The sequence below is a fragment of the Mycolicibacterium sp. MU0053 genome (assembly GCF_963378095.1).
Taxonomy (GTDB): Bacteria; Actinomycetota; Actinomycetes; order Mycobacteriales; family Mycobacteriaceae; genus Mycobacterium; species Mycobacterium burgundiense.
In genome coordinates this window covers 2,430,566-2,455,389 of the sequence record NZ_OY726397.1, presented here as the reverse complement: position 1 = coordinate 2,455,389, position 24,824 = coordinate 2,430,566, and the positions used below count along the sequence as shown (strand labels likewise).

Annotated in this window: 26 protein-coding genes, 1 tRNA gene and 1 pseudogene; 10 read left to right on the top strand and 18 right to left on the bottom strand. The window is 68.9% G+C overall.

What is annotated here, in order from left to right:
• The first annotated feature begins 16 nt into the window (after positions 1–16).
• The 3 genes from RCP80_RS11360 to RCP80_RS11350 are packed head-to-tail and all read left to right on the top strand — an operon-like array spanning position 17 to position 3,509.
• Positions 17–250, top strand: coding sequence for a hypothetical protein (locus tag RCP80_RS11360; RefSeq protein ID WP_308482413.1), 234 nt, complete (start codon positions 17–19; stop codon positions 248–250).
• Between the two features lie 14 nt (positions 251–264).
• Positions 265–1,932, top strand: a complete 1,668-nt coding sequence (locus tag RCP80_RS11355) for a dynamin family protein (protein WP_308482412.1) — start codon at positions 265–267, stop codon at positions 1,930–1,932.
• Complete coding sequence (locus tag RCP80_RS11350) at positions 1,929–3,509, top strand: GTPase (protein ID WP_308482411.1); 1,581 nt, start codon at positions 1,929–1,931, stop codon at positions 3,507–3,509. Before RCP80_RS11355 ends, RCP80_RS11350 begins: the two co-directional genes overlap by 4 nt.
• Before the next feature lie 16 nt (positions 3,510–3,525).
• Here RCP80_RS11350 and RCP80_RS11345 read toward each other — a convergent pair whose 3' ends face one another.
• Positions 3,526–3,714, bottom strand: coding sequence for a hypervirulence associated TUDOR domain-containing protein (locus tag RCP80_RS11345; RefSeq protein WP_308482410.1), 189 nt, complete (start codon positions 3,712–3,714; stop codon positions 3,526–3,528).
• A complete protein-coding gene (locus RCP80_RS11340; RefSeq protein ID WP_308482409.1) occupies positions 3,707–4,156 on the bottom strand; it encodes a YkvA family protein in 450 nt (149 codons plus the stop codon). The genes RCP80_RS11345 and RCP80_RS11340 overlap by 8 nt, the downstream gene beginning before the upstream one ends.
• Before the next feature lie 347 nt (positions 4,157–4,503).
• Here RCP80_RS11340 and RCP80_RS11335 point away from each other — a divergent pair, with 347 nt between their 5' ends.
• Positions 4,504–5,106, top strand: a complete 603-nt coding sequence (locus tag RCP80_RS11335; protein WP_308482408.1) for a VldE C-terminal domain-containing protein — start codon at positions 4,504–4,506, stop codon at positions 5,104–5,106.
• Positions 5,107–5,751: 645 nt separating this feature from the next.
• Here the strand turns inward: RCP80_RS11335 and RCP80_RS11330 are convergent.
• The 3 genes and pseudogenes from RCP80_RS11330 to RCP80_RS11320 all read right to left on the bottom strand — a co-directional run.
• Positions 5,752–6,019 (bottom strand): annotated as a pseudogene (locus tag RCP80_RS11330) (dihydrofolate reductase family protein); the annotation flags it as partial.
• Between the two features lie 11 nt (positions 6,020–6,030).
• The gene (locus RCP80_RS11325; protein ID WP_308482407.1) at positions 6,031–6,375 is read right to left on the bottom strand and encodes a hypothetical protein; all 345 of its coding nucleotides are present in this window, start codon (positions 6,373–6,375) and stop codon (positions 6,031–6,033) included.
• Positions 6,376–6,406: 31 nt separating this feature from the next.
• Entirely contained in the window at positions 6,407–7,027 is a 621-nt protein-coding gene (locus RCP80_RS11320) for a TetR/AcrR family transcriptional regulator (protein WP_308482406.1), read from the bottom strand.
• 42 nt (positions 7,028–7,069) lie between these two features.
• Here RCP80_RS11320 and RCP80_RS11315 point away from each other — a divergent pair, with 42 nt between their 5' ends.
• From RCP80_RS11315 to RCP80_RS11300, 4 genes are read left to right on the top strand one after another with little or no spacing between them, the layout of a single operon-like run.
• On the top strand, positions 7,070–8,212 hold the full coding sequence (locus RCP80_RS11315; protein WP_308482405.1) for a sulfotransferase family protein: 1,143 nt from the start codon (positions 7,070–7,072) through the stop codon (positions 8,210–8,212).
• 10 nt (positions 8,213–8,222) lie between these two features.
• Complete coding sequence (locus tag RCP80_RS11310; protein ID WP_308482404.1) at positions 8,223–9,305, top strand: DUF7064 domain-containing protein; 1,083 nt, start codon at positions 8,223–8,225, stop codon at positions 9,303–9,305.
• Between the two features lie 50 nt (positions 9,306–9,355).
• Positions 9,356–9,751: a TA system antitoxin ParD family protein gene (locus RCP80_RS11305; protein ID WP_308482403.1), complete on the top strand. Its 396-nt coding sequence runs from the start codon at positions 9,356–9,358 to the stop codon at positions 9,749–9,751.
• Complete coding sequence (locus RCP80_RS11300; protein ID WP_308482402.1) at positions 9,748–10,329, top strand: ATPase; 582 nt, start codon at positions 9,748–9,750, stop codon at positions 10,327–10,329. The genes RCP80_RS11305 and RCP80_RS11300 overlap by 4 nt, the downstream gene beginning before the upstream one ends.
• Before the next feature lie 110 nt (positions 10,330–10,439).
• Here the strand turns inward: RCP80_RS11300 and RCP80_RS11295 are convergent, their stop codons facing one another.
• Positions 10,440–10,640 carry a hypothetical protein gene (locus RCP80_RS11295; protein WP_308482401.1) on the bottom strand — a complete coding sequence of 67 codons (201 nt, stop codon included), beginning with the start codon at positions 10,638–10,640 and terminating at the stop codon, positions 10,440–10,442.
• 130 nt (positions 10,641–10,770) lie between these two features.
• On the opposite strand from RCP80_RS11295, the gene RCP80_RS11290 reads away from it, so the two are divergent.
• A tRNA-Pro gene (locus tag RCP80_RS11290) sits at positions 10,771–10,844 on the top strand.
• Between the two features lie 577 nt (positions 10,845–11,421).
• Here RCP80_RS11290 and RCP80_RS11285 read toward each other — a convergent pair.
• The 9 genes from RCP80_RS11285 to RCP80_RS11245 all read right to left on the bottom strand — a co-directional run bounded on the left by RCP80_RS11285 (position 11,422) and on the right by RCP80_RS11245 (position 20,514).
• Positions 11,422–12,399 (bottom strand): sulfite exporter TauE/SafE family protein, encoded by a 978-nt coding sequence (locus RCP80_RS11285; protein WP_308482400.1) that lies wholly within the window; start codon positions 12,397–12,399, stop codon positions 11,422–11,424.
• Positions 12,400–12,613: 214 nt separating this feature from the next.
• Entirely contained in the window at positions 12,614–13,396 is a 783-nt protein-coding gene (locus RCP80_RS11280) for a sulfite exporter TauE/SafE family protein (protein ID WP_308482399.1), read from the bottom strand.
• Between the two features lie 70 nt (positions 13,397–13,466).
• Complete coding sequence (gene der / locus RCP80_RS11275) at positions 13,467–14,870, bottom strand: ribosome biogenesis GTPase Der (RefSeq protein WP_308482398.1); 1,404 nt, start codon at positions 14,868–14,870, stop codon at positions 13,467–13,469.
• Positions 14,867–15,547 carry a (d)CMP kinase gene (cmk, locus tag RCP80_RS11270; protein WP_308482397.1) on the bottom strand — a complete coding sequence of 227 codons (681 nt, stop codon included), beginning with the start codon at positions 15,545–15,547 and terminating at the stop codon, positions 14,867–14,869. The genes der and cmk overlap by 4 nt, the downstream gene beginning before the upstream one ends.
• Positions 15,544–16,293, bottom strand: a complete 750-nt coding sequence (locus RCP80_RS11265; protein WP_308482396.1) for a pseudouridine synthase — start codon at positions 16,291–16,293, stop codon at positions 15,544–15,546. The genes cmk and RCP80_RS11265 overlap by 4 nt, the downstream gene beginning before the upstream one ends.
• Before the next feature lies 1 nt (position 16,294).
• On the bottom strand, positions 16,295–17,008 hold the full coding sequence (gene scpB / locus RCP80_RS11260) for an SMC-Scp complex subunit ScpB (RefSeq protein WP_308482395.1): 714 nt from the start codon (positions 17,006–17,008) through the stop codon (positions 16,295–16,297).
• The gene (locus RCP80_RS11255; protein WP_308482394.1) at positions 17,005–17,844 is read right to left on the bottom strand and encodes a segregation/condensation protein A; all 840 of its coding nucleotides are present in this window, start codon (positions 17,842–17,844) and stop codon (positions 17,005–17,007) included. Before RCP80_RS11255 ends, scpB begins: the two co-directional genes overlap by 4 nt.
• Entirely contained in the window at positions 17,841–18,704 is an 864-nt protein-coding gene (locus tag RCP80_RS11250; protein ID WP_308482393.1) for a ParA family protein, read from the bottom strand. The genes RCP80_RS11255 and RCP80_RS11250 overlap by 4 nt, the downstream gene beginning before the upstream one ends.
• Positions 18,705–18,822: 118 nt before the next feature.
• On the bottom strand, positions 18,823–20,514 hold the full coding sequence (locus RCP80_RS11245) for a thiamine pyrophosphate-binding protein (protein ID WP_308482392.1): 1,692 nt from the start codon (positions 20,512–20,514) through the stop codon (positions 18,823–18,825).
• Positions 20,515–20,701: 187 nt separating this feature from the next.
• Here RCP80_RS11245 and RCP80_RS11240 point away from each other — a divergent pair, with 187 nt between their 5' ends.
• Complete coding sequence (locus RCP80_RS11240) at positions 20,702–21,463, top strand: O-methyltransferase (protein ID WP_308482391.1); 762 nt, start codon at positions 20,702–20,704, stop codon at positions 21,461–21,463.
• Here RCP80_RS11240 and xerD read toward each other — a convergent pair.
• From xerD to RCP80_RS11225, 3 genes are read right to left on the bottom strand one after another with little or no spacing between them, the layout of a single operon-like run.
• Positions 21,460–22,407, bottom strand: coding sequence for a site-specific tyrosine recombinase XerD (xerD, locus tag RCP80_RS11235; protein ID WP_308482390.1), 948 nt, complete (start codon positions 22,405–22,407; stop codon positions 21,460–21,462). The two genes, RCP80_RS11240 and xerD, sit on opposite strands and share 4 nt — an antisense overlap.
• Positions 22,404–23,036 carry an NUDIX domain-containing protein gene (locus RCP80_RS11230; RefSeq protein ID WP_308482389.1) on the bottom strand — a complete coding sequence of 211 codons (633 nt, stop codon included), beginning with the start codon at positions 23,034–23,036 and terminating at the stop codon, positions 22,404–22,406. The genes xerD and RCP80_RS11230 overlap by 4 nt, the downstream gene beginning before the upstream one ends.
• Positions 23,029–24,786, bottom strand: a complete 1,758-nt coding sequence (locus RCP80_RS11225) for a CTP synthase (RefSeq protein WP_308482388.1) — start codon at positions 24,784–24,786, stop codon at positions 23,029–23,031. Before RCP80_RS11225 ends, RCP80_RS11230 begins: the two co-directional genes overlap by 8 nt.
• Positions 24,787–24,824: the final 38 nt, after the last annotated feature.

The following is a 24,824-nucleotide window of genomic DNA, read 5'->3' as shown; positions in this document are numbered from 1 at the left end:
GCCGACAAGCCGCCGGGTGCTGCCCTGGTACAGCCATCGCCTCGAGTGCGTCGATCTCATCGGCGATGCGTATCGCCCAGCCGAATACGTCACGGCCACAATGCAAGCGGGTCTGGATGAACTCGCCGCCAAGCGGCACTTCCCGATCCTCGGCGGAGAGCGCCGGTATGACGTCGGCACGGCTGCGGCCGGGGTCCCGGATTCGATCGGAGTGGGAGCGGCAAACCAGCCCGCGGCCACGATCACCTAGGGCAGGCTGAGGTGATGACGGACGCCACCGACCTCGTTGCCGCGGTGGCAGCGCTGAGCGACGTGCTGGCGCGGACGGCCTTTCCGCTGCCCGCGTCGTCGGCGTGGTCGGCCGAGCGGGACCGTCGCGAGTTGACCGGACAGCTGGCCGACTACGTGATCCCCCGGTTGCGCAGTATCGACGCGCCGCTGCTGGCGGTGGTCGGCGGGTCGACGGGCGCGGGGAAGTCGACGCTGATCAACTCGCTGGTCGGCGCCGATGTGAGCCCGGCCGGTGTCCTGCGGCCGACCACCCGCGGCCCGGTGATCGTGTGTCACCCGTCGGACGTGTCCTGGTTCGTCGACGACCGGATCCTGCCGCAGTTGCCGCGATCGTCCGGGCCCGACGGCCTGCGCATCGCGCCGAATCCGGGGATGGAGCCGGGCCTCGCACTGCTCGACGCCCCGGACATCGACAGTGTGGTGAGCACCAACCGGGAACTCGCAGCCACCTTGCTGGCCGCCGCCGACCTGTGGATCTTCCTGACGACCGCGGCCCGGTATGCCGACGCGGTGCCGTGGCAGCTGCTGCACACCGCGCGGGAGCGGGGCACGGCGATCGCCATCGTGCTCGACCGCTGCCCGCCCGAGGCGGTCAAGGAGGTCGGCGCGCACCTGTCGGACATGCTCGCGGCGAACGGGCTGGGCGGCGCCCCACTGTTCGTCGTGGTGGAGCAGTCGCTGCGCGGCGGCCGGTTGCGGGACAAGGCGGTCGCGCCCATCCGCTCCTGGTTGGCCGGCCTGACCGCCGACGCGGAGCAGCGGGCCGCGGTGGTGCGCTACACGCTGGACGGAGCGCTGCGCAGCCTGCCGCCCCGGACGTACGCGCTGGCAGACGCGGCCGACGAGCAGTCCGCTGTCCGCGGGCAGCTGGAATCCTGTGTGACCTCGGCGTACGACGATGCGCTGGATCGGGTCGACGAGGCGATCCGCGACGGCGCACTGCTGCGCGGCGAGGTGCTGGCCCGCTGGCAGGACGTGGTCGGGACGGGAGAGTTCCTGCGCAGGCTGGAGTCGCGGGTGGGTCGCATCCGCGACCGCGTGGTGGCCGCGGTGAGCGGACGGCCCACCCCGGTGGAGGAGCTCGGGTCGGCGTTGGAGACCGGTATCGCGACGGTCGTGCAGGCCGCGGTGGAGGAGGCCGCGGAAACGGCCTACGGCTGCTGGGCGCGGCACCAGGCCGGTGCACCCCTGCTGCGCGACGAGCTGGCCCGTCCCGCCGCAGGTCTGACCGAGGCCGTCGAGCGGCTGGTCCGCGACTGGCAGGAGTTCGTGCTCGAGTTGGTCCGCACCGAGGGCGCGTCGAAGCGGTCCGGGGCGCGGCTGGCGTCCTACGGGGTCAACGGCGCCGGGCTGGTGGTGATGTTGGCGGTGTTCAGCCAGACGGCCGGCTTGACCGGGGCCGAGATCGCGGTGGCCGGCGGGACGACGGTGGCCAGCCAGAAGGTGCTCGAGGCGATCTTCGGCGAGCAGGCGGTCCGCGGTCTGGCCCGGCAGGCGCGCGAGGACCTGCTGGCCCGGGTGGGCGCGTTGCTGGCTCGCGACGGTGACCGGTACCGCGACGTGCTGGGTTCGGCGGCGTCGATGGTGTCCGGTGACGAGTTGCGGGCGGTCGCCAATCACGTTGCGGCGGTGCTGCGGTGACGCTCGCGGCGCGGCTGGCGGCGCTGACGTCGGTGGCCGAGCTCGGGGCCGGCAGGCTGCCCGACGAGGTACTGGCCGATGTGCGCGCACTCGACGAGCGGGCCGGAACCCGGCTGCGGCTGTCCGGGGAGTACACCGTGGTGGCGCTGGCCGGCGCGACCGGCAGCGGAAAGTCCTCGTTGTTCAACGCCCTCGTCGGGGCGCCGCTGGCCACCGTCGGTATCCGGCGGCCGACGACGTCGGCGACCCAGGCCGTGGTGTTCGGGCCGTCCGGCGCCTCCGAACTGCTGGACTGGCTGCAGATCGGGGCCCGGCAGTACCGGGAGTCGTCGGACGCCCCCGAGCTGTCCGGGCTGGTGCTGCTCGACCTGCCCGACCACGACTCCACCGAGCTGTCCCACCGGGCCGAGGTGGACCGGCTCGTCCGTCTCGTCGACGCCTTCGTCTGGGTGCTCGATCCGCAGAAGTACGCGGACGCGGTGCTGCACGACGCGTATCTGCGGCCGCTGGCCGCGCACCGCGAGGTGATGGTGGTGACCCTCAACCAGTCGGACCGGCTGTCCGCCGATGACCTGGATGCCTGCCTGCGGGACCTGCATCGGCTGTTGGCCGAGGACGGCCTGGCCGGTGTTCCGGTGCTGGCCACCTCGGCGGTGACGCCGGACGGGGCGGCGCCACTGCGGGCGTTCCTGGCCTCGACGGTGGCCGACCACCGGGCGCGCACGGCGCGGGTCAGCGCGGACCTGGATTCGGTGGCCGCCCGGCTGACGCCGCTGGTCCCGCAGCGACGATCCGAGCCTGCGCTACGCGACGCCGAGCGACGGCTGCAGAGCGCCATCGCCGGGGCCGCGGGTGTCCCGGCGGTGGTGGCCGCGGTGGGCCGAGCCTACGAGCGGCGGGGGCTGGCGGCCGTCGGCTGGCCGCCGCTGCGGTGGATCCCCAGGCTCCGGCCGGATCCGTTGCGGCGCTTGGGGTTGGGTCAGTCCGACGGGCAGGACGTCGTGCAGCGCCGAACCTCGTTGCCGTCCGCCTCGGCGGCGTCGCGCGCGGGGGTCGACAGCGCGGTCCGGTCGCTCGCCGACACGGCGTCGAGCGGGCTGCCTGCACCGTGGCCCCGAAAGATATTGGAGGCAGCGAAGTCTCGGTCGGAGGCGGTACCCGATGCGCTGGACCGGGCCGTCGGCGGAACCAACCTCGGGATGGACCGGTCACCGCGGTGGTGGCGCGCGGTCGAAGTGGTCCAGTGGCTGCTGCTGGCCACAGCCGTCGTGGGCGGGTTGTGGCTGGCGGTCCTGGCCGTGCTCGCATATCTGCAGATCGATCTCGACGCGCCGTCGCTCGGGCCGTTCGCCGTGCCGACCGTGCTGCTCGTCGGGGGGCTCGTGCTCGGTGTGCTGCTGCGGGTGGCGATCAGGCCGTTCGTGGCGCTGGGCGCGGCGCGCCGCAGGCGACGGGCGGCATCCGAACTGCGACAGCGGGTCGACGCGGTGGCCGAGGAATTCGTCCTGGCGCCGTTGCGGGCAGAGCTGTCCGCGTATGGGGAGCTGGCGGCGGCGGTCCACGCGCTCGGGCGCTGATCAGGCGGCGAGCACATCAGTCATCGTCGACCAGCCGCAGGGCGCTGCCCTTATGGGCGGCGACATGATCGGTCTTGTCGCTCTTGATCTCGTACTGGGGTTCGTCCGCGGAGGCGCGGCGGGTGTGGCCCTTGTAGTCGAAGTCCTTGGTGTGGACTTTGGTGATCTTGCCCGAGACGTGGCTTCCTCGGACCCATTCAAACACCGGTGGCCGCAGCGTCGGAGGCAACGGTCGGACCGGGCAATCCGGCGAGACGGCACAACGCGACAAAGCCCTGCGCGCTGCCCGGCCACTGGGCCCGGACTGCGCCGACGCCGGCGTGCCGGACGACGCTTCGTAGGACGGCGATGACGATGATGGCGTCGTCCGCGTACCCGAGCACAGGGATGAAGTCGGGGATCAAATCGAACGGCATGGCCAGGTACGCCAGCAACAACACCAGCCGAATACGCACGCCGGCAGGCAGCGTCCGGTCTGCCGCCAGGCGTCGAATGAGCCGGAGCGCGTCGGGGAGGATGCGCAGGGCCTCGCGCAGCAATCCACCGCGCGGTCGCACGATCACGAGGGCCACCACCAGTGCAACCCACGTCAGGACCACGGCCGTCGCGACGCCGATCACCAGGTCCCACCAGAACGATCCGGTCACTCCTACCTCTATACACCGCGAACCGCGACCGACTTGACGAAAAGTGATCGATCACGATGCCCCGAGTCAAAGGCGCGCGCCCTGAAGCCCACTCGTCAAGTAGGCGGGGATGCGGCGTTGCTCACGTTGCTGCACCACTGTGACCGGCTCCGCTCGACCTCAGACCCGCGCCGAAGGGGAAGAGGTCGGTAGCCACGGGCTCGGAATCCGCTGTTTGACAACGACTCCCCCTTCGCCCTGACGGGGTTCGGGCCCCACCACACGCCCGCAGCGAGTGACCGGGGCCTCACTGAGATACGTAGCGACGATTTGCTTTTCACCGCGTACCCGCCGGTAGCGTGCCCGCCGTGAGATGGCAAAGGTTAACCACAGCGCGGCGCCGTCGGTCCGCCGCCTTGGCTGCGGTGATCATCCCCGTCGCCACATTCTTCGTCACCGGCGGTGACGCCGTTGCCAGCCTCCCGGCACCGGTGCCGTGCTGCATGGAGGTCGTGACGCCGGAAGCGCCGGTGGCGATCGCACCCCCGGCCCACCAGATGGTCAGTCCCGTGTTGCCCGTCGGTGTGGCGCCGGAAAAGGGGCTACAGGTCAAGACCATCCTCACGGCCCGCGCCGTCAGCGGAATGTTTCCCGAGATTCTCAACATCGGTGGGGTACGACCGGACTCCATGCGATGGCATCCCGACGGACTCGCGATCGACGTGATGATCCCGAACTACCGCAGCGCCGAGAGCATCGCCCTCGGGGACCGCGTCGTCGCGTTCGTCCTCGACAACGCGGAACGATTCGGCGTGCACCACGCGCTCTGGAGGCAGACCTCCTACGGCCCCAACCGCCCCGCCCGCCCGATGAGCAACCGCGGGTCGGACACGGCAAACCATTTCGACCACGTTCACATCGCCACAAACGGCGGCGGATTCCCCAAGGGCAGCGAGACATACTTGCGTTGAGCGCATTGAACGCCGCCAGTGCGGGGCTGCCGATCCTCGGATCCGAGACTTCATCGCGAGTGATGGTCCTGGGCGCAGCCGCGGAATCGGCTCCGGCGGTTACCGATTGAACGTCGACTCAGACAGGTAGGCTCCCACTCATGCGAGCATCACCGGCCGGCCGTCTTCGAACAACGCGCTAGCCCCACCCCGCAGCGGATCTGCGGACTCGGTGGGGCGTGCCCCAGTTCGAGGATCCGGATGTCCCGCACCGATACCCACGCCCCCTTCCATGTCCGATTACTCCGCGGCGAGGTCGCTCACCGTGCCTTGCACGACTGCGGCGGCGATCCAGCGCTCTGCTCCCTGCCCGACTTCAAAGCCGGCTGGACCACTGGTCCCGGCCGCTGCTGGTGGGAGTGGATCTTCACCGGCCAGAATTGGTGCTCATGCTGGATGTGCCACTGGCCCAGCCACCGTCAGCCCCGCCGATCCGGCCGGGGGGCGCGCCGGGCTCGACTTCGTGGCGTCGCGCGTTCGTGGAACAGCGGGGACACGGAGGCCGGCTGGGCGGTCTGAGGCGCCTTTCCGCGTTCAGTCGACGGGTCTGGAATTCCCTGGCTTCGAGGGCTCACCGCGGTCCGCCGGACTGCTGTGCAAGTCCGATCAGTCGTGTTTCGCCTCATAGCGCAGCAGGACCTTGCCGCCCGGGAAGGTGCGGTTCTCCAACAGCCGCAGCGAGATCCATGCCGGCAGTGTCGGGAAGAACGGGGTTCCGCCGCCCACGGCGATGGGCGCGAGCCAGATCCGGGCGAAGTCGACGATCAGCGGGGTGGCGTCCGGGGTCTTGTCGGCGGTCGGCCAGTTATGCGGACATCAGTTCGTAGAGCCGCCGCCCGTGGAACGACAGGGCCGTCTCCCGCTCGAAGTCGTTCAAAACCTCGATCACACCAATCCGGACTCATGCAGCGTCGCAGCCAGGTCCAGCAGGTGCAGGACCCCGAGGATCACCAGCGCCGCGCCGACGGCGATGAGCCAACCCCCGCCGGATGGCGGGGTCGGTAAGAGATGTTCCTCCGGTGGTGCCGACGCGCCCGACTGCAGCAGCCGACGGTCGTCGTCACGATTCCAGCGAGTGCGGGCGCGCCGGCGTCGGACACCGACAACGACCAGCGCCACACCCGCGACGGTAAACAGAGCAGCACGCACAGCCGGGCCGATCCACCGCGCATCACCGCCTTGGGCGAGCACCACGTCAAGCATCACCTGCGTCCTCTCATCGGCCAGCATGTCGGCATTATCTCCGTCGGGTCGGGTCGCGCTACGCGGACGACGGAGGAGCCTCGCCGGCCTCCACGGCCGCGATCACCTTGTCGATCAACCAGGTGAGCGCCCCGGAAGCATCAGCGGGCGATAACTGCCACGCGCCGACCAGTCGCTCGTAGCTGGGCACATTCCACAGCACATCGAGCAGACCGGCCACCGCACGGCTCCGGTCCTCGGGCAGGTCTGGGGCGCTTGTCGAGACCGCACGCAACACCGCCTGGCGGCGGCGCTCGTCGGCGCCGGCGAACGTCGGGTCCGGCGCCACCGGTACCGATTGCTCGACGGTGAAACCCTGCAGCGCGCTGAAGAAGCGGTCGGTCATCACGGTGAGGTTGGCCAGGTCGACGTCCTCGTAGGCGATATCGGCCTCGTCCTCCAAGCGCCGCATCACCGCGTCGTGAAGCGCTCGTTCGGTGGGAAAGTACCGATACACCGTGCGTTCGCCGACGCCCGACCGGGCGGCGACGGCGCGGAAGGTCAGCTCGCGCCAATCCCAGGTCTTGTACTCACGCACCAGTTCAGCACCGGCGGTGACGATGCGGCTTCTGGTCTGCGCCGCTTGCTCGCGGCGTACCGGGCTGTCGTAGGCGCGTCGATTCCTTGACGGTTCCTTCATATTAGTGGCAGTGTACTGTCTCAAATCTCCGGGGAGGTGGACATGCCGGAAGCGGGAGCTTTGATGCAGGCCGCCGTCACCGGAACCGGCCTGGACGACTTCGGGGCGGACTCGTTCCGCGAAGGGCTCGAGGTGCTGCTGGGTGCTCTCGATCGCCAAGCTCGGCTGAATCCCCGTGGCGAGGCATACATCTACGGGCGCATCCAGTTACACCTGCGCCAGCGGTTGCAGGTGGAGCAGTGGTATCAATGCCATCCCGAGATCGACGACGAGCAGATCACCAACCCGCTGTTCGGCCTCGGGTTGCCGCGCACCGGATCCACGGCGTTGTCGTTTCTGCTCGCCCAGGACCCCGCAGTGCGGTACCTGCACAGCTGGGAGGCCACCCAGCCCTGCCCGCCGCCGTCAACCGTCGCCGGCAACGACCCTCGGATTCCACCCGCGGCGGCCCCTGTGGAGGTGGGTAGCCGCCATCATGTGCCCCAGGATCCCAACGGGCCGATGGAGTGCCTGGATCTGATGGCGCTGGACTTCACCTCGCAGATCTTTCAGGCCTTCGCCCACATCCCCGCTTACTCGAACTGGCTGCTGGACAAGGCCGATTTCACGTCCACCTACGTCTACCAGCGCCGCGTCCTCAAGTTGCTGCAATGGGGTCAGCCGACCCGACCATGGCGGCTCAAGTCGCCAGCACATGTGTTGTCCCTCAAGGCTCTTGACGATGTGTTTCCGGATGCCCGCTTCGTGATGACCCATCGCGACCCCACCGATGTACTGCTCTCGGTCGCCGATGTCTACGCCGATATCGTCGGTGGCTTCAGCGATCATCTGGACCGCCGCTATCTGGGCGAGCTCAATGTCCGCCAGTGGTCAACCGGGATGGCGCGCGCGGCCACCTTCCGCGACGGCGGGGCCGGGCATCGGTTCTTCGACATCGATTTCCGCGGCATGACAGCCGACCCGATCGAGCAGGTAGGTGCCCTGTATCGATGGCTCGGCGCGCCTGTCAGCGCGGAGTTCGAGGCCGGTATGCGCGGCTGGTGGGAGAGCAACGCCCAACCCCGCGAAGCGGTCCCGAGGGCGGACCCGGCCGAGTACGGCCTGGAGCCCGACCTGATCCGTCCACATTTCGCCGGTTACCTCGAAGATGTGCGGCGCTGGACCGGCGCCACGCAAGAAGGGTGAATTCATTGCTATGACAACAGATTTGACCGGCGGCATCGATCCTGCCAGAGAGTTGACCTTCGAGACCCGCCCCGATGATCCGGAGATGCGGGACTCAGTGAGTTTCTGGGTGTTCGACGACCGTGGTGAACTCGGCCTGCCCCGCATCGGGATCGAGGCGGTCGCATCGAACTGGGAGCACCACGGCATACAGGTCAACGCGGCATTCTCCGACGGACGGGTGTTCCGGCTGCGCGAGGACGCACCCAGTGTCGCGGTCACCGGCGCCGACGGTCTGCCCAGGGTGCTGGGGGCGGGCCCGCTGACGTTCACCTGCGTCCGAGAATTCGATACCTGGCGGGTCGCTTTCGACGGTGCCGCGGTGGCGACGAGTTCGGCCGATCTGGTGGCCGGGCGCAAGGACGGCCCCCTGGTCCCGTTGCAGTTCGATGTCGAGGCGACGCTGGCCGTGCCGCCGTGGGTGCAGGGGGCGCTGCAGCCCGACGCGGCGTCCTCGCTGAGCACCTCGATCACTGGCGATCTGATGGGCGGCCCGCGCTATGAGCAGCTTTTCCGTGCGACCGGAACCCTGACTGTCGACGGTGCCGCGCACCCGTTCGCCGGCAGTGGATTGCGGATCCGGCGCCAGGGCGTACGCAAGCTAGAAGGGTTCTGGGGGCACTGCTGGCAGTCCGCCCTCTTCCCCTCCGGTCGGGCCTTCGGCTATATCGCTTACCCGCCGCGGCCTGACGGCCAGCCGACGTTCAACGAGGGATATGTGTACGCCGGCACGGGTGCGCTGATCCCGGCGCGCGTGGTCGACGCGCCCTGGCTGCGCCGCCTACAACCCCTGAGCGAGGACGTGTCGGTGGTCCTGGAGATCGCGGATGGGCAGATCCACATCGACGGGCAGACGGTGCTGTCCACCCACGACATCACCGACCCCGCGACCGTCCCGGCCGAGCAGTTGGCCAAGCTGGCGAACTGGACCTTCCCGGCGCTGCAGCAAGCCGGCGTCCGCTATACGTGGGACGGCGAGACGACCTACGGCATGCTGGAGCGTTCCATCCCGGCCGATCAGCTGGAAGATCGGACCTGGCAGTACGGCCAGTAGCTCCGTAGCAGATTGCTACACTCGGTAGCAGACTGTTACAGGAGGTTGTCATGACCAATGCCGCCGATCGGGTGACCCGGGTCGCCGCCGACCTGATGGACAGCGCCGCAGCCGAGGGCGCCCGGCAGAGTCGTTCGGCCAAACAGCAGCTCGATCATTGGGCCCGAATCGGGCGGGCGGTCGCCGGCCAGCACAGCGCGGCGCGCCGCAAGGTCGAGGCGGCGCTGGCCGGCGGGCTGGAACTCAGCGAGTTGAGTCCCGAGGAAGGGGCCGTGTTCAACGCCGAGATCACAGCGGCCATCGAGGAGAGCCTGGCCGACACCGATTACGGCGCGCTGCTGACGGCACGGGGTATCACAACCGTGGCACTCGATGAGTCCGGGCAGATCGTCGCACACCGTCCCGACGGCAGTTCCTCGGTGCTGCACCGCAACACCGAAGGGTGAAGCGCCTCGATCTGGTCGTCGGATGCAACGGCGCGGGCAAGTCCACCTTCATCGAATTGACGTTGGCAGCATTGCTTCCCGGCAGCCCGGTGGTCAACGCCGACGAGATCGCCAAACATCGCTGGCCCGGCGCCGCCCTTGAGCACGCCTACGAAGCTGCCCGCATCGCCGCCGACACCCGGGCCAAGCTCATCGAACTGGGCGAGTCGTTCATCGCCGAGACGGTGTTCTCACACCCGTCCAAACTCGATCTGCTCGACGCCGCGCAGGCGGCTGGCTACACGGTGGTGTTGCATGTGGTCCTGGTCCCCGAGGAACTCGCCGTGGAGCGAGTGCGCCACCGCGTGCTGGCCGGTGGCCATCAGGTGCCCGAGGACAAAATCCGGCAGCGCTACCAACGGCTTTGGGACCTGGTGGCCGCAGCGGCTGCCCGCGCCGACATCACCACCTTCTACGACAACAGCACCCGGCGTGGGCCCCGGATCGTGGCCCGACTGGACGCCGGGTTCGAGACGGTATCACCGGACTGGCCGACCTGGACGCCGCGCACGTTCACGTCGAAATGGCCGCTGCCGTAGCGCTATTCGGTGCCGTTGACAAGATCGGTGAGGAAGGCCGGCAGCCGACCGGCGCCAAAATCGAAGAACCGTGCCCACACCGGCTCGATAACGGTTGCAATGACGACCCGTCAGTCGCGAGCGCGTCCTTGGTTGAACAACTCCCCTTCCACTGACTCTGGGTCAGGACAGATCAAGTGGTAGCGGAACAACCCCACCGCCTGACCTCTCTCGCGCCGCTTCTCATCCTCGGTGTTGATGACACCACCGTGCCCGCTGGAAACGTGTCGCACGTCGACCGGATCGCGCATCACATCTTCCGCCAGGCCCACGGAGCACCCACCGCTTCGGGAATCCCACGGCGCAGTTGCTAGGCGGCGTTCGTTCAACGGGGACCGTTTCGCAGTCGGGGCCGCCGTTACGGTATGGTCTCTCCTGTTCGTCGGTGCTCCGGCGGACCGGCGGGCTGTGGCGCAGCTTGGTAGCGCACTACACTGGGGGTGTAGGGGTCGCAGGTTCAAATCCTGTCAGCCCGACCGAATGAATTGGCGCATCACGGGGCACGACACGGTAATACCGTGTCGTGCGCCGCTATTCGGATCCGCACCTGGTCGAGGCTGTCCAAGCATCGCGTTCCTGGCGGGGTGTCCTGCGGGCACTCGGGCTTTCTGCCGCGTCCTCAGCTGCCATGCGCTCGGTCCGCGGGCATGCCGACCGACTAGGGCTTGACTACAGCCACGGGCCAGCGACGCTGGACGGATCATCAGCTCGTAGCCGCGATCGCGTCCTCCACCAGTTGGACTCAGGTTGCCGAGAAGCTCGGGCTGGCCGGCGGTTCGAGTACGGCAACGATACGGGGCCACGCAGTACGGCTTGGCCTCGACACGGCTCACCTCACCCGACCGAAGCGATTGCATCCGCCCCTCCAGGACATCGATCACTTCTTCGTGATTGATGGATTCCTGTCGCGGCGGTGGGAGGCTTGACGGCGATTCAGTTGCCCGCCTATCTGGACTATCGACTGCCTCGGGAAGCCCGTTGCCAAACACTCAGTGTGATGAGTTCGTCCAGTGCATCAGTGAGGTAGTTCATCAGCACCTGGATCTTCGACGCTCAGTGCCCGGTCTGGGTTACAACCGCCGGCGTGGTGTCCGCAGCGGACTCCGCAATTTCGGCCTCGAGATCGGTCGAAAGCTCGGCACCGGCCTCGAGTTCCTCGGGCACGTACTGCGGGGCCCGCGCGGTGCGCATGGCGTAGGCGAGCAGCCCCAGCCACACCACGATGATCGTGGCGTAGACCGCCACCGCCCCACCGCCGGTGATCTCGAAGTACTTCAGCAGCTTCTGGCTGTTGCTGAGCACGATGACGCCGCCGACGGCGGTCCCCAGTAGGGCCGGGCTCACCTTGGTCACCAGCCAGGCCGCGAACGGCGCCGCGATCATGCCGCCGATCGCCAGCCCGGCCACGATCGGCAGGTTGTTCAGGAACTCCTCGCGCAACCCGACCACGAAACCCACCGACGCCGACACCGCCACCAGGAACTCCGAGGCGCTCACCGATCCGATCACGGTCCGCGGCGCGGTCTTGCCCTGCGACAGCAGCGTGCTCGTGGTGACCGGTCCCCAGCCGCCGCCACCGGAGGCGTCGATGAACCCCCCGAAAAGGCCCAGCGGGGCAAGGAATTTCGCGGTGTGCGGGGTGTGGGTATTGCGCAGCCCGGGCGGCCGGCCCAGCGAGAACCGCACCAACACGTAGGCGCCGATGCAGAGCAGGATGCCGGCCATCAGCGGTGCCGCATTCTCGGTGGACAGCGACGAGAGCACCGTGGCGCCGAGGAACGCACCGATCGCGCCGGGCACCCCGAGCTTGGCGACAATCGCCCAGTCGATGTTCTTGAACTTCCAGTGCGACAGCCCCGAGGCGAAGGTCGTGCCGACCTCGGCCAGGTGCACCGCGGCACTGGCCTGGGCCGCGGCGACCCCGCTCAGCACCAACAGCGTCGAGGCCGTGACCCCGAAGGCCATCCCGAGGGCGCCGTCGACCAACTGGGCTCCAACGCCTACCAGGGCAAAAAGTATGAGCGAACGCATAGGGTTCGGTTGCCTTCAACTGAAAGGGTCACCGAGATGACCGCATGGACGAGGGGCTGCGCGTCAGTAACGCGGACAACACCACTCGTCGAAGGCCATCAACCGACGGGACGGCCAGAAGGGCTCGAGGGCCGAGACGTCAGACGGCGCCGGTGCATCCAGCACACGATCAACCATCGGTCCTCCTCGAGTAAACACAAACCCGCAGGACACCCTACAGGGTCACCAACCGATAGAGGCCGATGAGGCCCACTACGACGATCACCGCGCGCAGCGCGGTCGGGGACAGGCGGCGGCCGTAGTGCCCGCCTAGGTAGCCGCCCACCAGCGAGCCCAGCGCAATCAGGCCGGCCGCGGCCCAGCTGATCCGGTCGAACGCCACCACGGTGTAGGCCACCGCGGCGACGATATTGACCAGCAACGCCAGCAGATTCTTGGCCGCGTTCATCCGTTGGATGTCCTCGGGCAGCAGGGCGCCCATGACCGCGATCAGCAGGATGCCCTGCGCCGCGGTGAAGTAGCCGCCGTAGACGCCGACGGCGAAGGTCCCGGCCACCAGCATGGCCATCCGTGCCGACGAGATCAGCGAGACGTCGCGGCCGAGCGCGGCCGCGCGGGCCCGGGCCCAGCCCTGGATGCGCGGACCCACCAACACCAGGCACAGCGCGAACACCAGCAGCACCGGAACCACCTGGGTGAACACCGACTCCGGCAGGTGCAGCAGCAGGAACGCGCCCAGCCCGGCCCCGATCAACGATGCCGGGATCTGCCACCTCAGCCAGCGTCGCTGCCCGCGCAACTCGCGTCGGTAGGCCCAGGTGCCGGAAATGCCACCGGCCACCAGGCCGACGGCGTTCGACATCGTCGCGGTCACCGGCGGAAAGCCCAGCGTCACCAGCGTCGGGAAGGTGATGAGCGTGCCCGAACCCACGAGCGAATTGATGGCGCCGGCCCCGACACCGGCCAGCGCAATCAGGATCATGTGGGTCACCGACACCCGCAGACCCTACATCGGCGGAATCGGGTGCGCTCAGAGGCGCTGAGCGCCTCCCAACGCACCGAAATCGCTAGGTCCGGCCGCGTTTCTCCCGCACCCGGACGTTGATCCGGATCGGGCTGCCCTCGAAGCCGAACTCCTCGCGCAGGCGGCGCTCCAGGAACCGGCGATAGCCCGCCTCCAGGAAGCCCGAGGCGAACAACACGAAGGTCGGCGGGCGGGCGGTGGCCTGGGTCGCGAACAGGATCTTGGGCTGCTTGCCGCCGCGGACCGGCGGCGGGTGAGCGGCGACGATCTCCTTCAAGAAGGTGTTGAGCCGCCCGGTCGGAATGCGGGAGTCCCAGGACGCCAGCGACTTCTCCAGCGCGGGCACCAGCTTCTGCACGGCGCGACCGGTCATCGCCGAGATGTTGACCCGCGGCGCCCACTGCACCTGGACCAGTTCGCGGTCGATTTCCTTCTCCAGCAGATAGCGCCGGTCCTCGTCGACCAGATCCCACTTGTTGAACGCCAGCACCAGCGCGCGGCCGGCCTCGATCACCATCGACAGCACCCGCTGGTCCTGCTCGGTGAACGGCACCGACGCGTCGACCAGCACGATCACCACCTCGGCGGCGTCGATGGCGCCGTGGGTGCGCACCGAGGCGTAGAACTCGTGCCCACTGGCCTGCCCGACCTTACGGCGCAATCCGGCGGTGTCGACGAAACGCCATGTCTTGCCGTCCAATTCGATCAGCGAGTCCACCGGGTCCACGGTGGTTCCCGCGACGTCGTGCACCACCGAGCGGTGATCCCCCGCCAGCCGGTTCAGCAGCGAACTCTTGCCGACGTTCGGCTTACCCACCAGCGCCACCCGGCGAGGCCCACCCGTGCGGGGGCCCACCTCGGAGACCGCCGGCAACTTCTCGACGACGGCATCGAGCAGGTCGGCGACACCGCGGCCGTGCATGGCGCTGATCGGGTAGGGCTCACCGAGTCCCAGCGACCACAGCGCCGCGGCGTCGGGTTCCTGCTTCTCGCCGTCGACCTTGTTGGCGGCCAGGAACACCGGCTTGCCCGAGCGCCGCAGCTTGCGGGCGGCGGCCTCGTCGCCGGAGGTGGCGCCGACGACGGAGTCGACCACCATGATGATCGCGTCGGCGGTCTGCATCGCGACGGTGGCCTGCTCGGCGACCAGTTGCTGCAGCCCCTTCGCGTCGGGCTCCCAGCCGCCGGTGTCCTGCACGACGAGCCGGCGCCCGGACCACAGCGCGTCGTAGGACACCCGGTCGCGAGTCACCCCCGGCACGTCCTGCACGACGGCTTCCCGACGTCCCAGGATGCGGTTCACCAGCGTCGACTTGCCGACGTTCGGACGGCCCACTACCGCAATGACCGGCGGCGGGGCGCTGAACTCCTCGAGGTCGGCGGCGTACTCGGATTCGCCGGCCTCCCAATCGCTTTCATCGGTCCAGGTGCCGTCTTCGGTGCTCATCGAACCGCCCCACTGTGGTCTTGGACGAGTTCGCGCAGATGTGCGATCACTTGGTCCGCGGTCAGGTCGCCGGTATCGACCACCCTGGCATCGTCGGCGGCACGCAAGGGCGACATCGCCCGGCTGGAGTCCAGATGGTCGCGGCGGATGACGTCGGCCAGCACGCCGTCGTAGTCGTCACCGAGTCCGGCGCCGATGTTCTGATCGTTGCGGCGGCGGGCCCGGATCTCGGGCGAGGCCGTCAAAAAGATCTTCAGATCCGCCTGCGGCAACACCACGGTGCCGATATCGCGACCTTCCACCACCACGCTGCCCGGCCCACCGGCGAGCGCGCGCTGCAACGCGACCAACCGCTCCCGGACCGCCGGAACGGCCGACACCGCCGACACCGCGCGGGTCACCGCATCCCCGCGGATCTCCGCCGAGACGTCCTCGTCGGCCAGGTAGGCGCGCGGCTCGTCGGGGTCATCCCCGACGGCAATCGGTGTCTCGACGGCGGCAACTGCGGCCGGGTCGTTCAGGTCAGCACCGGCGCGCAGCACGGCCAGCGTCACAAGTCGGTACATTGCCCCGGTATCGAGGTAGCGCGCACCCAGTGCATTCGCCAAACCTCGTGCCACCGTGGACTTTCCGGTCCCAGCGGGGCCGTCGATGGCGATCACCACACCGTCGCTCACAACCCCACCGCCTTGTACAGCTCCCCGATTTCCTTGCGGGTCAACGCACGAAGGCTGCCGGGCCGCTGCTCCCCCAGCGACACGGTCCCGATATCGGTGCGCACCAACGCTTCCACCGGGTAGCCGACGGCATCCATCAACCGCCGCACGATGTGCTTGCGCCCCTCGTGCAGGGTGACCTTGACCAGGGAGCGGCCCGGGATGGTATCGACCATCGCGAAATCGTCCACCCGGACCGGACCGTCGTCGAGCTCGATTCCGGCGCGCATCTTCTTGCCCAACCCCTTGGGCACCAAGCCGGTCACGGTCGCCAGATAGGTCTTGGGCACCTCGAAGGACGGGTGCATCAACCGGTGCGCCAACTCGCCGTCGTTGGTCAGCAGGATCAGGCCTTCGGTATCGGCGTCCAGGCGCCCGACATGGAACAGCTTCTTGTTGCCGCGCACCCGGTGCTCCACCAGATCACCGACGCAGGGCCGGCCCTGATCGTCGGACATCGTCGAGTGCATCCCGACGGGCTTGTTGAGCGCCAGGTACACCAGTTCGTCGTCGACCACGACCCGCGCGCCGTCGACGCGGATCACCGAGGCATCCGGGTCCACCCGGGTGCCCTGTTCGGTGACGATGCGCCCGTCGACCTCGACCCGGCCGTCCCGGATCATCCGTTCGGCCACCCGTCGTGACGCCACTCCAGCTTGCGACAGCACTTTCTGCAGCCGCACGCCCTCAGCAGACGCTTCGGCCATGTCAGTCCTCATTCATATCGAGGGCGGGCTGCGCCTCTGACGGCCCGCCGGCATTGAGTTTCATGAATCGGGGTTCGCTGTCCAGCGACTCCGACAGGTCATCGATCACGTCGACATCCGGCAACAGCGGCGCGATATCGGGCAGATCCGCCAGCGAGGTCAGGCCGAGGCGTTCCAGGAACAGCTCGGTGGTCGCGAAGCGCGCCGCACCGCTGTCGGCATCGGTGCCCGCCTCGGTGATCAGGCCGCGCGCCAACAGCGTGCGGATCACCGCATCGACGTTGACCCCGCGCACCGCGCTGACCCGGGCGCGGGTCACCGGTTGGCGGTAGGCCACCACGGCCAGGGTTTCCAGGGCCGCGCGGGTCAGCTTGGTCCGGCTGCCGTCGAGCAGCAGCCGCTCGACATAGGGCGCGAACCTCGACCGGGTGTACAGCCGCCAGCCGCCGGCGGCCTCGCGCAGGTCCATGCCGCTGTCTCGGGCGGCGAGCTCATCGGCCATCCGCGGCAACAGGGCCGCGATGGCGTCCTCCGATTGTCCGGTCGCCGCGCTCAGCGCCTCGACGCTGATCGGGGTGTCGACCACCAGCAGCAAAGCCTCGAGCACCCGGGTGAGTTCGGCGTCGTCGAGCTCGGTTTCGGCGCCGACCTCGACGCCCGGGTCGTCACCCGGTTCGGCAGACACCTCTGGGGCCAGGGCATCCGGTTCAGTCATTGTTGATCTTCCACCAGCTCATCGCGCAGTTGTTGGTCCGAGGGACGGTCTCCGGTCCACGCAACCTGGAGCACACCAAGCGGTTCTAACTGCTCAAATGCTACCGCCCGGGTTCGATACAGCTCGAGCAGTGCCAGGAAGCGGCCGACGATTTGGATCGACGTCTCGCAATCGGCGACCAGTTCGGTGAACGACGCCCACTGGCCCGCGCCGCGGCTCTCCAACATCTGCAGCAGTTGCTCGGCCTGTTCGGGCACGGACACCTTCGCGGTGTGCAGATGGTCGGTCCCCACCGTGGGGACCGGTCGCGGCGTGAACGCGCTCGCGGCGATCTCGGCGAAGGCCTGCGCGTCCACCCCGAGCATCACCTCGGGCAGCAGATCGGCGAACTGATCCTCGAGCGAGACCGCCCGGGGGTAGCTGCGCAGCGCCGCGGCCTCGAGTTCGGCGAACATCTGGGCGACATGCTTGAACGCGCGGTACTGCAGCAGCCGGGCAAACAGCAGGTCGCGCACCTCCAGCAGGGCCAGGTCCTCCTCGTCGTCGACCTGACCGGCCGGCAGCAACCGCGCCGCCTTGAGGTCCAGCAGGGTCGCCGCCACCACCAGGAAGGTCGTGGTCTCCTCGAGTCCCAGCTGGGCGCCGATCGCCTTGGTGTAGCCGATGAAGTCGTCGGTCACCTGGTGCAGTGCCACTTCGGTGACGTCGAGGCGGTGCGCGAAGATCAACTGCAGCAGCAGGTCGAACGGACCCTCGAAATTGCTCAGCCGTACCTGGAATCCGGTGGTGGGCTGCTCTGACTGTTCGGTTCCGTGCGGCGTCGGCGCGCTCGTCACGTGCCGAACCGGTGGATGACCTCGGCGGCCAACGCTCGGTAGGCTTCGGCGCCCGAGGACTTCGGTGCCCAGGTGGTGATCGGCTCCCCGGCCACGCTGGTCTCCGGGAACCGGACGGTACGCGCGATCACGGTGTCGAACACCAGGTCCCCGAACCGTTCGACGACGCGGGCCATGACTTCCCGGGCGTTGACGGTGCGGTTGTCGTACCGGGTGATCAGGATGCCGCTGATCGACAGCCGCGGGTTCAGCCGGTCGCGCACCTTGTCGACGGTGTCGGTCAGCAGCGCCAGTCCACGCAGCGAGAAATACTCGCATTCGGTGGGGATGATCACCCCGTCGGCGCAGGCCAGGCCGTTGACCGTCAGCAGACCCAGCGACGGCTGGCAGTCGATCAGCACGTAGTCGTAGCGGTCCAGCACCGGATGCAGGGCGCGGGCCAGCGACTGCTCGCGGCCCACCTCGTTGACCAACTGGATTTCGGCCGCGGACAGGTCGATGTTGCTCGGCACCAGGTCCATGCCGCTGACCCGGGTCTTGATCAGCACCTGATCGATCGACACCCGGGGTTCGATGAGCAGGTTGTGCACGGTGTGGTCGAGCTCGTAGTGCGGCACGCCCAGGCCCGCCGACAACGCGCCCTGTGGATCGAGGTCGACCAGCAGCACCCGACGGCCGCATTCGGCGAGGGCGGCGCCCAGGTTGATCGTCGACGTGGTCTTGCCGACGCCGCCCTTCTGGTTGCACATCGCAATGACCGTGGCCGGGCCGTGCGAGGCCAACGGCTGCGGCGTGGGAATCGGTCGAGGAGGTCGGCCCGTGAGACCGATTTCGCCGGCGCGAGCTGCGTCGTCGGTCACGCGTCCTCACCCCGGTCGTTCGGTCGTGTGGCGGACATTGCAGGGAAGTCTAACGTGCTGAGCTGCCTGCGAAGGGCGACCCGCGGGCAACGCGACCACCAGATCTCACGGCGGCCCGTCAGGCACTGGCGCGGACCGCAACCAACTCGTGTCCGCCCGGGACCGCGCGGGCGCCGATCGGGGGCTGCTCGACGGCGGCGAGAAACGGTGCGAACGGCGGAATTTCGTCCGCCGAACATTCGACGCTGACCACCGACGGGCCGTCGGCGGCCAGCGCTGCGGTCAGCGCCGGTGCCAACGCATCGAGCTCCGACACGTCCACCGCGCTCAGTTCGGGGAACATCGAGGACAGCCCGGCGCCGAGCCGACTGGGCCGGAATCTGTTGTAGCTGTGTTGATCTCCGAAGTGCAGCCGTTCGCGGGTGGCGCACATCGCGTGCGCGTTGTTGTTGAACAACACGAAGGTCACGGGCAGTCGGTGCTCGATCGCCGTGTGCACCTCCATCCCGTGCCGGTAGAACGCACCGTCGCCGGCGATGACGACGGTCCGCCGCCGACGCCCGATGGCCATGCCGATCGCGGCGCCGAAGCTGTAGCCCATTCCGGCCATGCCCAACGCCACCAGGAAGCGACCGCCGCGCCGGGCGGGCAGGTAGTGCAATGCGGCCGCACCGGCGTTGCCGGTATCGACCACGACGTTGACGTCGTCGGGCAGCACCCGGTCGAGCACCTGCATCGCCGGGCGATACCGCACCCCGGCCCCGTCGTAGGGCGGCGGCGTCAACTCGGTGTGCGGCATCGGATCGGCGGCACCCACGCGGCGGCCGGCCAGGGCCCGGCGCACCTGCGCCAGCGATATCTGCAGGTCGTCGGTGTGCACGTGGGTGCACGGCCAATGTGGCGGCGCCGATCCGAGCGACACGATCCGGGTGGATCGCAGCGCCGCGTCCAGCCCGGCGCGGGCCATCGGCGGCAGCCGGGTGCCCACCAACAGGCACAGCGCGCTGTCCGCGACCGCCTCGGCGACGCTCGGATGCCCCACCACCCCGGTGACACCCAGGTCCGACGGCGAGCCGCAGCCGGCGACGTCCTTGGCGTCGGGCACGCAGGCCACTCCCGCTCGCAAGACTGCGCGCAGTCCTTCCAGCTCCGCCCGGGCATCGTCGCGGGCCACCTGTCCCCCGGCGATGATCGTCACCGGTCCGCGCGCGTGGCGCAGGGCGCGGGTCAGCGGGTGCGGATCCCCGATCCGGGGTCGCGGCGCGTGGCCGTTGTCGCGGTGGCGACGCAGACCGGCCGGATCGAGCATTGATTGTTGAATATCCTTGGGCAACAACAACACTGCTGGCCCTCCCGCGCATGCGGCGATGATCGCGCGGGGCAGCGCGGTGAGGATGTCGGCCGGTTCACCGACCCGTTCACAGAACACCGACACGGCGCTGAACACGGTTTCCGCCCGCAACGGGTCGGCGGTGCCGTGGGGCCCGGAGGTGGCCGACGGCTGACCGATCAGGGCGAGCACCGGCACGCCGCTGGACAGCGCCTCCGCCAAGCCCGGAACGACGTTCAGCGCGGCCCCACCGGAACTCGTCATCACCACCCCGAGTCCGGCGCCGCTGCGGCTGTACCCGGCTGCCATTGCGGCCGCGGAGAACTCGTGTTGGGCCGGCACCGCGGTGACCTCAGTACAGAAGTGTGCGGCATCGAACAGATCCTCGATGTCGGCGCCGTCGACGCCGAAGACATGGCTCACCCCGCCGCCGGCCAGGTGAGCAAAGATGTGGTCCGCAACGCGGATGCTTGCTGACATGATGAACCGCCCCCTACAGGGCGGCCAACAACCACGATCCCCAACGGCCCCCCGGCCGCGTGGCCCCCCTTGCCTGTCAAAGACTACAACCTTCGGCGCCGCCGGCAAAGGTGTTTCGGGCACTGACAATGTTTGCTGGTATACGGGATCTTCCCAGCGCAGCGACCGGCGGCTATCGTCGGCAACGATGAACTGGCAACGCCGAATGCCCTTCCTGCGGCCGTCCTTCCTGCGCCTGGCGGTCGGCTCGCGCAACATCTCCAAGACCGGTCAGATCGGTGACGGTCGCGAGGCGGCCGCCGCCGAGTACGTGGTGGCCCATGCGCGGCGCGGCGACCCAGCCGATGTGCTGGCCACCATCGACCATTTCGCCTATACCCGGGCCTTCCTGATCAATGTCGGCGAGGAGAAGGGCGCACTGCTCGACGCCGCGGTGCGCCGCGCGGACCCGACACTGGCCCTGGAGTTGGGCACCTACTGCGGGTACGGGGCGCTGCGGATCGCCTGCGCGGCGCCGCGGGCCCGGGTGTTTTCGGTGGAGCTGTCGGCCGACAACGCCGCACTCGCCCGCCGGATCTGGGAGCACGCCGGCGTCGCCGACCGCGTCACCTGCGTCGTGGGTACCGTCGGCGATGGCGGAACCACGCTCGACACCCTGGCAACCACCCACGGCTTCGAGGCCGGCGCACTCGATTTCATGTTCATCGACCACGACAAGGCCGCGTACCTGAGCGACCTGCACGCCATCCTGGAGCGCCGCTGGCTGCATCCGGGATCGATCGTCGTCGCCGACAACGTCAAGCTCCCCGGCGCACCCGACTACCGGGCCTACATGCGCGAGCAGCAGGGCGTGCGGTGGGACACCGTGGAGCATTCGACGCACGCCGAATACCAGAGTCTGCTGCGCGATCGCGTGCTGGAGTCCGAGTTTCTCGGTGCGGGGCCCTAACGCGCGCGGGGGTGCGCACCGGCCCACACCTCACGCAGTGCGTGCACCGTGACCATGGTGTAGATCTGCGTGGTGGTGACCGACGCGTGCCCGAGCAGCTCCTGCACCACGCGCACGTCGGCGCCGCCGTCGAGCAGGTGGGTGGCGAACGAATGCCGCAGCGTGTGCGGCGAGACCGCGGAACTGATGCCGGCCCGCTCGGCGGTGTCCTGCAGCACCTGCCACGCGCTCTGCCGGGACAGCCGACCGCCGCGCACGTTCAGAAAGATCGCCGGCGTGCCCCGGCCGCGGCCCGCCAACTCGGGGCGGCCGCGCACCAGGTAGGCGTCCAGCGCTGCGATGGCGGGCCGGCCGACCGGCACCAGCCGCTGCTTGCCGCCCTTGCCCCGCAGCAGCACCGAGCGCGCTTGCGTGTCGACGTCGTCGAGGTCCAGGCCCACGGCCTCGGAGATCCGCGCGCCGGTCGAATACAGCAGTTCGAGCAGCGCGCGGTTGCGCAGGGTCAGCGGGCCGTCCGACGGGCTCGCCCCGCCGGCGGCATCCAGCAGGGCCAGCACCTCGTCGAGGGTCAGCGCCTTGGGCAGCCGCCGGGTCGGCGTCGGCGGCTTGACGGCGCGGGCCACGTCGACGTCGGTCATGCCCTCGGCCGTGGCGAACCGGTGCAATCCGCGCACCGCAATCAGGGTGCGCGCCGCCGACACCGCCGACAACGCGGTCACGTCGCGCTCGGGATCGCCGCGCCGCAGCGCGATCAGGAAATCGCTGACGTCGGTTTCGGTGACACCGGCCAAGTCCTCGATGCCGCGGGCCGCCAGGTGCTGCTGATAGCGCCGCAGGTCGCGCCGGTAGGAGCTCAGGGTGTTGGCGGCCACGCCCCGTTCGATCGTCAGGTGGTCCAGGTAACCCTGGAGCTGATCTTCGAGTGCGGGGCGAAACGTCGTCACTGCCCGGCCGCCGATTGCTTTCGCTGCGCAAACCGCCAGGGTCGGTCCCGCCACTCCGCCGTGACCGGGCGGGGCTCGGCGTGGCCGGTGCGGACCGCGTGGGCGGCCAAGATTCCGGCGGCGGCCAACGAGTTGACGATCTCCCCGGCGAACACCGCCGCCACCGCCTCGGTCAGCGGCATCCGAGTCACCGTCATGTCGGCCTCCTCGTCGGCGGCCTCGGGCCGACCGACCTCGGTCAGGCCGGTCGCCAGGAAGATCCGCACGCTCTCGTCGCTGAATCCCGGCGCCGAGTCGACGTCGGCCAGCACGGACCAGTCCCGCGCGGTCAGGCCCGCCTCCTCCACGAGTTCGCGCGCGGCGGTGGACTGCGGCGGCTCACCGTAGACGTCGAGGAGGCCGGCCGGCAGCTCCCACAGTCGTCGGCCCAACGCGTGCCGGTACTGGTACACCAGCACGACGTTGTCGTCATCGTCGAGCGCTACGACGGCCACCGCGCCGTAATGCTCCACGACTTCGCGCCGGGCCAGCGCGCCGCCGGGCATCCGGACGTCGTCGGCGCGCAGCGCGAAGATCTTTCCAGTGAACAGGGTTTCGCTGGAGACCGTGTCGAAGCCGTGATCACCCACGGGATGCGGGCTCTTGGACCAACGGGTCGGCGCCGTCGTGCTCGGCGCCGTTGGAGCGGTGCTCGGGCAGTTCCACGGGCAGGCGCTCGGCGGCCTTGTACTCCATCGCGGCCCCGATGAACGCCGCGAACAACGGGTGCGGACGCGTCGGCCGGCTCTTGAGCTCGGGATGGGCCTGGGTGCCGACCAGGAACGGGTGGACGTCGCGGGGATACTCCACGAACTCCACCAGCTTGCCGTCCGGCGAGGTCCCGGAGAACTGCAGACCGCTCTCGGCGATCTTGTCCCGGTAGGAGTTGTTGACCTCGTAGCGGTGCCGGTGCCGTTCGGAAACCTCCCGGCTGCCATACGCCTCGGCCACAATCGAATCCTCTTGCAGCACCGCGGGATAGGCGCCCAGGCGCATGGTGCCGCCGAGGTCCGCCTCGCCGGCCACGATCTCTTCCTGGCCGGCCATGGTCGCGATCACCGGGTGCGGGGTGTCGGGTTCGAACTCGGCCGAACTGGCCTCGTCCAGACCGACCGAGCGGGCCGCCTCGATCACGATGCACTGCAGGCCCAGGCACAGGCCGAACAGCGGGAGGCCCCGGTTGCGGGCGTAGCGGATGGCGCCGATCTTGCCCTCGATGCCCCGGATCCCGAATCCGCCGGGGATCAGCACCCCGTCGACGTCACCGAGGGCGGCCGCGGCCCCCGCGTCGGTGTCGCAGTCGTCGGAGGCCACCCAGCGCATCTCCACCCGGGTGCGGTGCTTGAAACCACCGGCACGCAACGCCTCCGCGACCGACAGGTAGGCATCAGAAAGGTCGATGTACTTGCCCACCAAGGCAATTCGCACTGTCTCGTGGGGCTCGTGCACGCGCTCGAGCAGGTCGTTCCACTGCGTCCAGTCCACATCGCGGAACGGCATGTTCAGGCGACGCACCACGTAGGCGTCGAGTTCCTCGCGGTGCAGCACCTTCGGGATGTCGTAGATCGAGGGTGCGTCGGGCGTGGAGATCACCCCGTCGATGTCCACGTCGCACATCAGCGCGATCTTGTTCTTCAGCGGTTCGGGGACCTCGCGGTCGCAGCGCAGGATCAGCGCGTCGGGGGTGATACCGATGCTGCGCAACGCCGCCACCGAGTGCTGGGTGGGCTTGGTCTTCAGTTCCCCGGAGGGCTTGAGGAACGGCACCAGCGAGACGTGCAGGAAGAAGCAGTTCTCCCGACCCACCTCGTGGCGGACCTGCCGGGCGGCCTCCAGGAAGGGCAGCGATTCGATATCGCCTACCGTGCCGCCGATTTCGGTGATCACGATGTTGGGCCGGTTACCCTCGCTGTCCGGGTCGGCCATTTCCAGGATCCGGTTCTTGATCTCGTCGGTGATGTGCGGAATCACCTGCACGGTGTCCCCGAGGTACTCGCCGCGACGTTCCTTGGCGATCACCGTCGAATACACCTGCCCCGTGGTGACGTTCGCCGATCCCGACAGATTGCGGTCCAGGAAGCGCTCGTAGTGCCCGACGTCGAGGTCGGTTTCGGCGCCGTCCTCGGTGACGAACACCTCACCGTGCTGGAACGGGTTCATGGTGCCCGGATCGACGTTGAGATACGGGTCGAGTTTCTGCATCGTGACCTGCAGCCCGCGGGCGGTCAGCAGCTGACCGAGGCTGCTGGCGGTCAGACCTTTACCCAGCGACGACGCCACACCACCGGTGACGAAGAGGTGCTTGGTCTCGGTCAGTGGATGCCTGCGTAGCGATGGCAAGTGCAACCTCCGTGGTGTTAGAGCAGGTCAATCTGGGC